Genomic DNA, 11,396 nt, shown 5'->3' on the forward strand with positions numbered 1-11,396 from the left:
GTGGCCCCGTCGCGGGCATGGCCGCGACGGGGCTGCACTCAGCCCTGGCCGATATAGGCCTGCACTTCGATTTCCACGTCCACGCCCAGCGCCAGTGCTGAGGCCACGGTGGAGCGCACCGGCAGCGCGTCGCCGAAGAAGGCCTTGTAGACCTCGTTGAAACCGGCGAAGTGGGCCATGTCGGACAGCCACACGGTCACCTTGACCACCTGGTCGAAGCGCGCGCCGCAGGCCTCCAGGCTCTCGGCGATGCGCTCGCAGGCGGCGCGGGTCTGGGTCTGGATATCGCCACGCACCACCTCGCCCGCCGGGCTCATCGGCACCTGCCCGGAAAGGAACAGGAAACCGCCCGCCTTGACGGCACGCGAGAACGGGAATGGCAGGCTGCTGGGGAAACGCTGGATGTCGTTGCTCATGCAAAGCTCCTTTCAGGATGACTGGAAACGTGCCGGGGACAGGCGCTCGGGCGCCACGCCCTGGGCAATCAGGCTCGGGCACAGCGGCTGCCCGAGCAACAGGTCGGCGGCCAGGCGCGAAGCACCGGCCGCCGACTGGATACCATAGCCGCCCTGCGCCGCCAGCCAGAAGAAGCCCGGCGCGCGCGGGGCGAAGCCGATCACCAGGTCGCCATCGGCGACGAACGAACGCAGGCCCGCCCAGCTGTGGCTGGGGCGGCGGATGGCCAGGGTGGTCATGGCTTCGATGTTGTAGATGCCCAGGGCGATGTCGAGCTCTTCGGGGGCGGCGTCCTGCGGCTCGACCGGGTCGGCGTTGGCGGGGGAGCCCAGCAACTGGCCGGCGTCGGGCTTGAAGTAGAAGCTCTCGTCGACACCGATCACCGCCGGCCAGCGGGCGAAGTCCTGCTCGGCCGGGCCGGGGAAAGTAAAGGCGCTGCGCCGGCACGGCTGCAGGCCGATCGGCGCCACCGCGCATTGCGCGGCCACCCGGTCGGCCCAGGCGCCTGCGGCATTGACCAGCTCGCGCGCCTGCAACTGGCTGCCGTCGGCCAGCGTCACATGCCACACGCCATCCAGGTAACGGCCTTGGAGCAGCTCGGCATTGCAGCGCAGCTCGCCGCCGGCGGCGCGGTAGCCGCGCAGGAAGCCCTGGTGCAGGGCATGCACATCGAGGTCCATGGCGCCTGGCTCGTGCACGGCACCGGCGATGACTTCGTCGCGCAGGCTCGGCACCAGCGCCAGGGCGGCTTCGCGGTCCAGCAGGCTGACGTCGGTGCCATTGGCCAGGTTCTGCGCGTAGGTGGCTTGGAGCAATTCGCCCTGCTCATGGCTGGCGACGTACAGGCAGCCACGTGGCTCCAGCAGCGGGTGCTCGCAGAAGCCGGCCGGCGGCGTTTCGTAGAACGCCCGGCTGGCGCGGGTCAGGGCCTGGATCTGCGGGGTGCCGTAGGCCTCCATGAACATCGCCGCGGAGCGCCCGGTGGAGTGGTAGCCCGGCTGCGCTTCACGCTCCAGCAGCAGCACCTGGCGCTGGCCCGCCAGGCGGTAGGCCAGGGAGGCGCCGGCAATGCCGGCACCAATGATCAAGGTGTCGTAGATCGGGGTCATGCACGCTCCTGCCAGGGAATTATCATTTATGAGAATTCTAATATATGAGAATTTAGAATTAAGCAAGGCCGCAAGGTAAGATGCCCGACCTTTGCCCTACACCGAGAGCCGCGAATGCCCGATGACCGCCCTGCCGCCACAGGCCGCCCCACTGCCCTGCCCCTGCTCGATCGCGCCGAGGTTGGCGGGCGCCTGCGCCAGGTGCGCAAGGCCCGCCAGCTGACGCTCAAGCAGTTGTCTGCGCTCAGCGGTGTGCCGGTCTCGACCTTGTCGAAGATGGAATTGGCGCAGGTGTCGGTGGGCTACGAGAAACTCGCCGCCGCAGCGCGGGCGCTGAATATCGACATCGCCCAGCTGTTTCGTGCCAGCGGCTCGGTGAATGCCCCGGTACCTGTGACCGTGGTGGTCGACTCCTTGCCGGCGGCGGCGGGCTACTCCACCGGCACCTACGACTACCACCCGCTTGCCGGGGACTTCCCGCAGCGGCGCATGACCCCCGCCTATGCCCGCATCATCGCGCGCGAACGCGGCCAGTTCGATGACTTTATCCGCCACCCCGGGCAGGAGTTCGCCGTGGTGCTGAGCGGGCGCGTGCGCATCGAGTTCGAAACCGGCGAGGCGGTGCGTATCGGCCCGCAGGAAACGGCGTATTTCGACAGCCAGGTGGGGCATATCTACCTGTCGGAAAGCGACGACGGTGGCGACGCCCATGTGATGGTGGTGATGACCGACCGCTGAGCTGCCGCTGGTTATAACCTAATAACGAACAAGTCTATTTGGCTATAAAAACTCCCTATATGCTGGCACCCATCCGATCACGGGCAAAGCTGGGCAGTCGAGTAGCGTATGGATGTAGGTTCTTTCGGTTTCACCCTGGCCGGACTGGTTGTGGGTTTCATCGTCGGCATGACCGGCGTGGGTGGCGGCTCGCTGATGACGCCAATCCTGCTCTGGTTCGGCATCAACCCCGCCACCGCCGTGGGCACCGACCTGCTCTACGCCGCCATCACCAAGGCCAGTGGCGTCTGGGTGCATGCCCGCAACAAGAACATCGACTGGAAGATCACCGGCCTGCTGAGCCTGGGCAGCGTGCCGGCTGCGGCACTCACCCTGCTGTTCCTCAGCACCCTGCACACCGACACCTCGGCGCTCAACGCCATCATCAAGCAGGGCCTGGCGGTGGTGCTGATCCTCACCGCGCTGGCGATCCTGTTCAAGTCGCGCCTGCAGGCCTTCGCCAGCCGCCATGCCGGTGACCACTATCACTTGAGCGACCGCAGCCTGAATATCCTCACCGTGCTGACCGGCGTGGTGCTCGGGGTGATGGTCACGCTGACCTCGATCGGTGCCGGCGCGCTGGGCACCGTGGCGCTGTTCCTGCTCTACCCGTTCCTGGTCACCCGCCGCCTGGTGGGCACCGAAATCGCCCACGCCGTGCCCCTGACCCTGGTGGCGGGCCTCGGCCACGCCGGCATGGGCAACATGGACTGGTCGCTGCTGGGTTACCTGCTGCTCGGTTCGTTGCCCGGCATCTACCTGGGCAGCCACCTCACCGGGCGCATCTCCGACCGCGTGCTGCGCCCGTGCCTGGCGGCGATGCTGCTGCTGATCGGCTACAAACTGGCATTCTGAAGCGGCCAGGCCGCGATAAAGTCGCGGCCTGGCAGGAACACTGCGGTACGATCGCCAGTCCAACTAGGCGAAATGCCACCAGAGCCCGTTCAATGCCAGCCACCCCCAGCCCGTTACTGCTCGCCCTGCGCGAAGGCACCCTCACCTGCCACAAAGCCCTCGAGGCGCGCCTGCCGTTCTTCGATGCCGGCTTCGACACCGCCGCCTACAGCCGGCTGATGCAAGCCTACTACGGCTTCCACGCGCCGCTCGAAGCGCGCCTGGGCGCGTACCAGGAACCCTTGCGCGCCAAGACCCCCGCACTGGCCCTGGACCTGCAGGCCCTCGCACTGAGCGCCAGCGACATCGACACCCTGCCCTTGTGCCAGGCCTTGCCGGTGGTGCGCGACGAAGCCAGCGCACTGGGCGTGATGTACGTACTGGAAGGCTCGACCCTGGGCGGCCAGGTGCTCAAGCGGGCGATGGCCGAGCGCCTTGGCCTGGGGCCGAGCAGCGGCGCGGGGTTTCTGGATGTGTATGGCGCCCTTACCGGGCGCTACTGGCGCGACTTCCTCGAGCGCCTCGACCGGGCCCCGAGCGCCCCGGCGGCGCAGGCCGCCACCGTGCAGGCAGCAATCGACACCTTCGCCTGTTTCGAACACTGGCTGGGGCAGCGCAACGTGCTCAACCCGGCGCCGGTCAACTGACCCACTGCCACAGCCCCCAAGCCGGCAGTGCGCCGGCCAGCCACACCGCCAGGCGCGGCCAGTAAGGCAACAGCACGACCAGCAGCAGCCCGGCCAGGGACAGCAACGCGCACCACGCCACCGGCCCCATCGCCCAACCCCAGGCCTGGGCGCACAGCCACAGGCTGGCCAGCAGCGCCAGCCAACCCGCGCCGCGCAGGAGCTTGCCAAGCACGGCCGGGCACTCGCGCTGCCATACCTGTTTGTAGTGCCGCTGCAGCCCCTGGCACAGCCCGAGCATGCCGGCATAGGCAAACAGCCCGGCACCTGCGATCAACAGCATCATGCGCCCACCTCCAGCCGCCGCCCTGCCCCGACCTTGCGCGTTGCCGGCTGCGCCCGCTGAACGCGCAGCGCCACCAGGCCCAGCAAGGCGCCCAAGGCCAGCGCGCCTGCCGCCACACCCAGGCGCAACGCGTCATCCAGCCCGCCGAACGCCACCAGGCCCATGCACAGCAGCGCCGCCAAACCCAGTTGTTCGACCCAAGCCTGCCGCGCCGGCCTCACGCCCGCGTGCAGCAGCGCCAACAACCACAGGCCGAAGAACGCCCGCACTTCCCAGGCCTCGCGCCCGGCCAGCTCCATCGGCAACAGGCGGCTGGCCCACAACAGGCCCACGCACGCCAGCAGCAGCCCGGAAACGAAGCCGACATTGCACACCTCGGCCAGCCTGTACCAGCGGTGGCCAGGCGCTTCGCTGCTGGCGTACTTGCGCCCGCGCTTGACGCAGAACAGCACCAGCCCGCTGGCGATCATCACGCAGCTGATCACGCCGCAGACGAAGTACAGCCAGCGCATCGGGTAGCCGCCGAACTGGGCAAAATGCAGGCCGGCCATCACCCGCTGGGTCAACGGCGCCGCCCGCCACTCGCTGACATCGCTGAGTAGCGCGCCGCTGACTCCGTCGAAGACCATCGCCTGGCCCTTTGACAGTGCGATGCGATTGCCCAGTTCGGGGCGGATTTCGATACGTGCTCCTGCAGTGTTGGGGTTGCGGATGTTGAACCCGGCGATCGGCCCCAACCGCGCCTCGGCCTGGGCCAGCAACGGCGCGATGTCGACCAGCTCGGCCGGCTGTTTGCTCAGCGCCCGTGGCTGCTCCAGGCGGGCGTTGCCCTGGGCCTGGAAGTAGGCGCGGTTGTCGCCGGCGAACAACGCATCGACGCCGGCCGGGATGTAGATGAGCATGAAGATCACCAGGCCGGTGTAGGTGATCATCAGGTGGAACGGCAGCAACAGCACCGCGCTGGCGTTGTGAAAGTCCAGCCAGGAACGCTGGCCCTTGCCGGGCCGGAAGGTGAAGAACTCCTTGAAGATCTTCTTGTGGATGACGATGCCGGTGACCAGCGCCGCCAGCATCACCAGGGCCAGCGCCCCGACCACGAAGATGCCCCAGTTGCGCGGCAGGTCGAGGGTGAAGTGAAAGCGGAAGAAGAAGTTGCCGCCGACGCTGTCGCGCACCGCGATGGGCTCACCACTGCCTGGGTCCAGTTGCACCCCGCCGCCATGGCGCCGCTCGCCGGTGGACACCCGCAGCCCAGGGGCACGCTCGGTCGGCAGGCTGACGCCCCAGTTGCCGGCCTGGGCTTCGTTTGCCTGCAGGTAGTCGATGGCACGTTGCGCGGCGGTGGCCTGGGGCACTGCTGCCGACGGAATCTCCGGCTGCATCCAGTGGTTGAGCTCCTTGTCGAAGACCGCCAGGGTGCCGGTGACGAAGATGGCGAACAGCAGCCAGCCGAAGATCAGCCCGGCCCAGGTGTGCAGCCAGGCCATCGATTGGGTGAAGGTGTTTTTCATGCCAGCCACTCCAGGGCCTGGGGCCAGAAACCGACCAGTGCCAAGGGCACCGCCACCGCCAGCGGTGCCCAGGCGCGCAGGGCGTCACGGCTGGCGAAGGCCCAGAGGATGGCCAGGGTGTAGAAGATGAAGGCGGGCAAGGTGGCGACGATGACCGCGTCGCGGTCGGCCAGTGGCAACAGCCGGGCCAGGCAGGCGGTGGCGGCGTAGCTGAAGGCATAGCCGCCGAGCAGCGCGGCGGCGCTGCGGGAGAGGATTTGCAGCCAGGCGGGGGGGTTGCTCATTGGGGGATTCCTTGAGGTCATTGTGGCATTGGGGCTGCTTTGCAGCCCTTTCGCGACACAAGGCCGCTCCTACAGGAACATTCGCCTGCCTGTAGGAGCGGCCTTGTGTCGCGAAAGGGCCGCAAAGCGGCCCTGCAATCAGAAGGAGATATTCAGCGCAGCAAACAACGCCCGCCCCGGCTGGTTATAGGTATTGGCCCCCGAGCTGCTGGCATTGCCGCCACGCAGAATCTGCTTGTCGAACACGTTGTTCACCCCCACCCGCACGTCATAGTTGGCGTTGAACTTGTACCCGGCACTCACATCCACCAGCCCATAGGCCTCGACGTCCTGCTGCGCCTCGCTGTCGTACTTTTCCTGGGTGCGGTAGTTGTAGGTCGGCGACTTCTGCTTGCCGTAGTAGGTACCGGCCAGCTGGAACGACAGCTTGTCGGTGGCACGCCAGTCGAGGGTGCTGTTGACCGTGTACTCGGGGATCACCGACAGCGGCTCGCCGGTCTCGCGGTTGTCGTTGTCGAGCATCCAGGTCAGGTTGGTGTTCCAGTCCAGCACCGGGCTGAGCTCGACGAACAGGTTGCCCTCGATGCCTTCCACCCGCGCCTTGCCGGCGTTTTCCCACTGGGTCACGCGGCGGCCGTTGTTGATGGTGTAGAGCAGGTCGGTGCCGCCGATGATCTTGTTCTGGTAGTCGTTGCGAAAGTACGTCGCGCTGGTGCGCCAGCTGCCACGGTCGTACAGCAGGCCGATTTCCTTGTTGACGCTGATCTCCGGCTTGAGGTCGGCATTGCCCTGCAGGTAGCAGCCGCCCGAGTTGCCCTGCTGCACGCTGCAGCCCTGGCCTCGGCTGTAGAGCAGGTAGTTGGGGTTGGACTGGTACAGGTTCGGCACCTTGTAGGCCCGGGCGATGCCGCCCTTGACCGACAGCGCCTCGGTGAGCTTGTGCGACAGGTTGAGGCTGGGGCTGAAGTTGTCGCCGAACATCTCGTGGTGGTCGAAGCGCAGGCCTGGGGTCACGGTGGTGTCGCCAAGGATGATGTTGTCCTCGACGAACAGCGCGTAGCTCTTGGCGGTCATCTTCGAGTCGCTGCGGTCGAAACCGATGATCGCGTTGCCGCTGCCGCCGCTCGGGTCGAAACTTTGCGGGCGGAACGAACCCTGGTCATTGAGCGACTCGTACAGGTACTCGCCACCCAAGGTCAGCACGTGCTCGGTGCTGCCCATGGCGAACGGCAGGTTCACCTCGCTGCTCAGGCGCGTGTTGCGCAGCCGCGACATCGCCGCACCACTGTCGTTGATCGCCCCTTCCGGGCCACCGGCCAGGCCCTCGTTGAGGCGCCAGTTGCGCACGTACTCGTAGGCCAGGGTGCTCTTGCTGGTGCCCCAGGTGAAGTCGCCCAGGTGGGTCAGGTCGTAGGTGTTGCGCTGCATGACGTTGGTTTCGTGGCCATACAGGCTGTCGATCAGTTCGAGGTTGCCGCCGCCGTTGCTGTTCATGGTGTCGCCGGCGTAGATGTTGCCCTGGCGGCTGTAGCCTGCGCTGGCCTCCAGGCGGTGCTCGTCGTTGAGCTTCCAGCTCAGCAGGCCGTTGATGTCCTTGTTGCGCACGCCCTCGCGGCCGGCCACCAGCGCGCTGTTGGCATGCCCGGCGTTGATGTCCAGGTCGTCGGCGTCGGTCTTGGCCAGGCCACCGAACAGGCGGAACCCGAGGTCGTCGGTAAGGCCGCCGCTGAGGTTGAAGTTGGCGCGGCGGCTGGCGCCTTCGGCGCTGTCTTCGGGCATCTGGGTGTAGAAGTTGAGGTTGCCCTTGAGCTCATCCGTGGGCCGCTTGGTGATGATGTTGACCACCCCGCCCATGGCCCCGGAGCCATAGCGCGCGGCCGCCGGGCCACGCAGGATCTCGATGCGCGAGACCGCCTCGGCCGGCACCCAGTTGGTTTCGCCGCGGGTGTCGCGGTCGCCGTTCCAGCCGTAGCGCACGGCGTTGCGCGCACTGGAGGGCTTGCCGTCGATGAGGATCAGGGTGTTTTCCGGGCCCATGCCGCGCAGGTCGATCTGCCGGTTGTTGCCGCGTGCGCCGCTGGCGCTGTTGCCGGTCAGGTTGACGCCAGGCTCGCGGCGGATGATGTCCGAGAGGTCGTTGGCCGGCGGGCGGCGCTTGATGTCTTCTTCGGTGATGATCGAGGAGCCCAGCGCCTGGCGCGCTTCGCGCTCGGCGGTGATCAGGGTGTCCTGGATCACCAGCGCCTTTTCCCCTGCCGGGGCCTGCAGCACCTCACCGGAACGCTGCGGCTCGGCGTCGGCGGCATTGGCCAGCATGGCTGGCGATGCCAGGGCGACGAAGGCCAGGGCCACGCTGTTGGGTGAGGTTTTGCACTGCATTGACACATCTCCTGCGGATCATGGGCGAACGGCACACCCCAGGCGGATGCCGGGAGCCTTCGCCCACCGGCCTCGTTTGGGGGCCAACAGGGATGGTGAATATAGTGATTCTCAAATGAGTTTAAATCTTATTTACGAAACTTACATGTTTGTAACGGAACTTGTCCGAAGCGACGGTGGCCCGTGTACAGTCGGGACCGCCCTTCCCATCCACGTCGAGACAAGCTGTCCATGCTCACCGCCGCACTGATCTTCCTGTTCACCCTGACCCTGGTCATCTGGCAACCCAAAGGCCTGGGCGTGGGCTGGAGCGCCACCCTCGGCGCCGCGCTGGCGCTGCTGTTCGGGGTGGTCTCGCTGCACGACATTCCTGCCGTGTGGGCCATCATCTGGAACGCCACCGGCACCTTCATCGCCCTGATCGTCATCAGCCTGCTGCTGGATGAAGCCGGGTTCTTCGAATGGGCCGCACTGCATGTGGCGCGCTGGGCGCGAGGCGACGGGCGCCGCCTGTTCGCCTTCATGGTGCTGCTGGGCGCGGCGGTGTCGGCGCTGTTCGCCAATGACGGTGCGGCGCTGATCCTCACCCCGATCGTCATGTCGATGCTGCTGGCGCTGCGCTTCTCCCCTGCCGCGACCCTGGCCTTCGTCATGGGCGCCGGCTTCATCGCCGACACCGCCAGCCTGCCGCTGGTGGTGTCGAACCTGGTCAATATCGTGTCGGCGGATTACTTCGGCCTGGGCTTCAACGCCTATGCCGCCGTGATGGTGCCGGTCAACCTGGTGGCGGTGGCGGCCACGCTGCTGGTGCTGTGGCTGTATTTTCGCCGGGACATTCCGCAACGCTATGCCACCGATGAGTTGAAGCTGCCGGCCATGGCCGTGCGCGACCGGGCGACCTTCCGTGTCGGCTGGGTGGTGCTGCTGGCGTTGCTGGCCAGCCTGTTCGTGCTCGAACCGCTGGGCATCCCGGTCAGCGCAGTGGCCGCAGCGTGCGCGGCGGTGCTGTTCGCCGTCGCTGCGCGCGGTCACGTGATCTCCACCCGCCGCGTGCTGCGCGAGGCGCCGTGGCAGATCGTGGTGTTCTCACTGGGGATGTACCTGGTGGTCTATGGCTTGCGCAATGCCGGCCTGACCGACTCGCTCACCAGCGCGCTGAACTGGCTGGCCGGCCACGGGATGTGGGCCGCCTCGCTGGGGACAGGGCTGATTGCGGCGCTGTTGTCGTCGGTGATGAACAACCTGCCCAGCGTGCTGATCGGCGCGCTGTCGATCCATGCCAGCGAGGCGCAGGGGGTGGTGAGGGAGGCGATGATCTACGCCAACGTGATTGGCTGCGACCTGGGGCCGAAGATCACCCCGATCGGCAGCCTGGCCACGTTGCTGTGGCTGCATGTGCTGGCGCGCAAGGGCGTGAGTATTGGTTGGGGGTACTACTTCAAGGTGGGGGTGTTGTTGACGGTGCCGGTGTTGCTGGTGACGTTGGCGGCGTTGGCCTTGCGGTTGAGTCTTTGAGTGTGTCGGGCTGCTGTGCAGCCCATCGCCGGCAAGCCGGCTCCCACAGGTCCTCAAGGGCGGCGCGGAACCTGTGGGAGCCGGCTTGCCGGCGATGGGCCGCGCTGCGGCCCCCGCGATGTCACAAGCCGTTCACCCGCCACAACCCCGCCATCTGCGTGGTGAACCCCGCACTCATCAACTCCCGCCGCATCGCCCACTCCCCCACTGCCGGCACCGCGGCACTGCGCAGCGTGCCCCTACCCCAGCGCGCGTTCACCCCGTCGATCACACCCATCACCCGCTCGGCCTGCGCCGTCTGCGTTGGCGTGAACAGGTCGCCGGTGAACTCGCCGCGCTGGCACAGCTCCAGCAGCAGCACCTCGGCTTTGCTGTAGCGAAAGCCCTGGCGATAAACCCGCTCCAGCGCCTCCAGCGCCATGCGGGTGAGCAGTCGCACATCGTCGGTGGGATACGGCAGCTGCACCACCACGCCATTGGCATAACGGGGCTCGTCCGGGTTGAACATGCCGGTGCGGATGCTCACGCGCATGCGCCGCGCCAGCGAGCGTTGCCCGCGCAGCTTCTCGGCGGCGCGCATCACGTAGGTGGCCACCGCTTCCTTGATCGGCGCCAGCTCGGTCAGGCGCTGGCCGAACATGCGGCTGCAGCAGATTTCCTGGCGGGGCGGGTCGATTTCCTGCAGCTGCAGGCACGGCGTGCCGGCCAGTTCGCGGGCGGTCTTTTCCACCACCACGCTGAAGGTCTTGCGCAGCAGGCCAGGGTCAGCGCGCGACAGCTCCCAGGCGCTGCGGATGCCCATGGCCTGCAGGTGCGCGGTCAGGCGCTTGCCGATGCCCCATACCTCGGACACGTCGCACTTTTTCAGCACCCACTCACAACGTGGCCGGTCGCGCAGGTCGACCACCCCGCCGCTCTGCACCGCCCAGCGCTTGGCCGCGTGATTGGCCAGCTTGGCCAGGGTCTTGGTGCCGGCAATACCGACCCCGACCGGGATGCCGGTGTGCTTGAACACCCGCTCGCGGATGCCACGGCCCAGGTACTCGAGGTCGCCAGGCATGCCGCTAAGGTCGACGAAGGCTTCGTCGATGGAATACACCTCCAGCGCCGGGACCATGCCCTCGATCACGGTCATCACCCGCTGGCTCATGTCGCCATACAGCGCATAGTTGGACGAGAACGCCACCACCCCGTGACGGCGCAGCAGGTCCTTCACCTGGTAGTACGGCTGGCCCATCTTCACCAACGGCTTGGCCTCGGCGCTGCGGGCAATGATGCAGCCGTCGTTGTTGCTGAGCACGACGATGGGCGTGCGCAGCAGGTCGGGGCGGAACACGCGCTCGCAGCTGGCGTAGAAACTGTTGCAGTCGACCAGGGCATAGACAGGAGAAGGTTTCATCGGGCGGGTTCACGAATACTGTATTTATATACAGTTAACCACAGCGCCGGGCGCACGCGCTGCCCACTCATCCGATTTGCATCCTGCGCCCAGGCTCCTA

The 11,396-nt window shown here is 66.9% G+C and carries 11 protein-coding genes; 4 read left to right on the top strand and 7 right to left on the bottom strand.

Features of this window, described 5'->3' with window-relative positions:
• Nucleotides 1-38 precede the first annotated feature (38 nt).
• Together L6D75_RS20810 and L6D75_RS20815 are read right to left on the bottom strand one after the other, a co-directional pair.
• The gene (locus L6D75_RS20810; protein WP_176512115.1) at nt 39-416 is read right to left on the bottom strand and encodes a RidA family protein; all 378 of its coding nucleotides are present in this window, start codon (nt 414-416) and stop codon (nt 39-41) included.
• Nucleotides 417-428: 12 nt separating this feature from the next.
• A complete protein-coding gene (locus L6D75_RS20815; protein WP_176512116.1) occupies nt 429-1,565 on the bottom strand; it encodes an NAD(P)/FAD-dependent oxidoreductase in 1,137 nt (378 codons plus the stop codon).
• Between the two features lie 114 nt (nt 1,566-1,679).
• Between L6D75_RS20815 and L6D75_RS20820 the strand changes: the two genes are divergently transcribed.
• The 3 genes from L6D75_RS20820 to L6D75_RS20830 all read left to right on the top strand — a co-directional run bounded on the left by L6D75_RS20820 (nt 1,680) and on the right by L6D75_RS20830 (nt 3,883).
• Nucleotides 1,680-2,303, top strand: coding sequence for a helix-turn-helix domain-containing protein (locus L6D75_RS20820; RefSeq protein ID WP_176512117.1), 624 nt, complete (start codon nt 1,680-1,682; stop codon nt 2,301-2,303).
• Nucleotides 2,304-2,411: 108 nt separating this feature from the next.
• Nucleotides 2,412-3,197, top strand: a complete 786-nt coding sequence (locus L6D75_RS20825) for a sulfite exporter TauE/SafE family protein (protein WP_176512118.1) — start codon at nt 2,412-2,414, stop codon at nt 3,195-3,197.
• 92 nt (nt 3,198-3,289) lie between these two features.
• A complete protein-coding gene (locus L6D75_RS20830; protein ID WP_176512119.1) occupies nt 3,290-3,883 on the top strand; it encodes a biliverdin-producing heme oxygenase in 594 nt (197 codons plus the stop codon).
• Here L6D75_RS20830 and L6D75_RS20835 read toward each other — a convergent pair.
• From L6D75_RS20835 to L6D75_RS20850, 4 genes are all read right to left on the bottom strand, one after another.
• Nucleotides 3,876-4,208: a DUF3325 domain-containing protein gene (locus tag L6D75_RS20835; RefSeq protein ID WP_176512120.1), complete on the bottom strand. Its 333-nt coding sequence runs from the start codon at nt 4,206-4,208 to the stop codon at nt 3,876-3,878. The genes L6D75_RS20830 and L6D75_RS20835 overlap by 8 nt on opposite strands.
• Complete coding sequence (locus tag L6D75_RS20840; protein WP_176512121.1) at nt 4,205-5,719, bottom strand: PepSY-associated TM helix domain-containing protein; 1,515 nt, start codon at nt 5,717-5,719, stop codon at nt 4,205-4,207. Before L6D75_RS20840 ends, L6D75_RS20835 begins: the two co-directional genes overlap by 4 nt.
• Nucleotides 5,716-6,003, bottom strand: a complete 288-nt coding sequence (locus L6D75_RS20845; protein ID WP_176512122.1) for an iron transporter — start codon at nt 6,001-6,003, stop codon at nt 5,716-5,718. Before L6D75_RS20845 ends, L6D75_RS20840 begins: the two co-directional genes overlap by 4 nt.
• Nucleotides 6,004-6,141: 138 nt before the next feature.
• Nucleotides 6,142-8,382 (bottom strand): TonB-dependent siderophore receptor, encoded by a 2,241-nt coding sequence (locus L6D75_RS20850; RefSeq protein ID WP_176512123.1) that lies wholly within the window; start codon nt 8,380-8,382, stop codon nt 6,142-6,144.
• A gap of 231 nt (nt 8,383-8,613) precedes the next feature.
• Between L6D75_RS20850 and L6D75_RS20855 the strand changes: the two genes are divergently transcribed.
• Nucleotides 8,614-9,897 (top strand): arsenic transporter, encoded by a 1,284-nt coding sequence (locus L6D75_RS20855; protein WP_176512124.1) that lies wholly within the window; start codon nt 8,614-8,616, stop codon nt 9,895-9,897.
• Between the two features lie 121 nt (nt 9,898-10,018).
• Here L6D75_RS20855 and L6D75_RS20860 read toward each other — a convergent pair whose 3' ends face one another.
• Entirely contained in the window at nt 10,019-11,296 is a 1,278-nt protein-coding gene (locus tag L6D75_RS20860) for a Y-family DNA polymerase (protein ID WP_176512125.1), read from the bottom strand.
• Nucleotides 11,297-11,396: the final 100 nt, after the last annotated feature.

Source organism: Pseudomonas faucium (assembly GCF_021602585.1).
GTDB classification, from domain to species: Bacteria; Pseudomonadota; Gammaproteobacteria; order Pseudomonadales; family Pseudomonadaceae; genus Aquipseudomonas; species Aquipseudomonas faucium.

Bases quoted from the DNA above. Each gene is read 5' to 3' on its own strand.
- L6D75_RS20810 (WP_176512115.1), bottom strand. From the start codon at position 416: ATGAGCAACGACATCCAGCGTTTCCCCAGCAGCCTGCCATTCCCGTTC.
- L6D75_RS20815 (WP_176512116.1), bottom strand. From the start codon at position 1,565: ATGACCCCGATCTACGACACCTTGATCATTGGTGCCGGCATTGCCGGC.
- L6D75_RS20820 (WP_176512117.1), top strand. From the start codon at position 1,680: ATGCCCGATGACCGCCCTGCCGCCACAGGCCGCCCCACTGCCCTGCCC.
- L6D75_RS20825 (WP_176512118.1), top strand. From the start codon at position 2,412: ATGGATGTAGGTTCTTTCGGTTTCACCCTGGCCGGACTGGTTGTGGGT.
- L6D75_RS20830 (WP_176512119.1), top strand. From the start codon at position 3,290: ATGCCAGCCACCCCCAGCCCGTTACTGCTCGCCCTGCGCGAAGGCACC.
- L6D75_RS20835 (WP_176512120.1), bottom strand. From the start codon at position 4,208: ATGATGCTGTTGATCGCAGGTGCCGGGCTGTTTGCCTATGCCGGCATG.
- L6D75_RS20840 (WP_176512121.1), bottom strand. From the start codon at position 5,719: ATGAAAAACACCTTCACCCAATCGATGGCCTGGCTGCACACCTGGGCC.
- L6D75_RS20845 (WP_176512122.1), bottom strand. From the start codon at position 6,003: ATGAGCAACCCCCCCGCCTGGCTGCAAATCCTCTCCCGCAGCGCCGCC.
- L6D75_RS20850 (WP_176512123.1), bottom strand. From the start codon at position 8,382: ATGCAGTGCAAAACCTCACCCAACAGCGTGGCCCTGGCCTTCGTCGCC.
- L6D75_RS20855 (WP_176512124.1), top strand. From the start codon at position 8,614: ATGCTCACCGCCGCACTGATCTTCCTGTTCACCCTGACCCTGGTCATC.
- L6D75_RS20860 (WP_176512125.1), bottom strand. From the start codon at position 11,296: ATGAAACCTTCTCCTGTCTATGCCCTGGTCGACTGCAACAGTTTCTAC.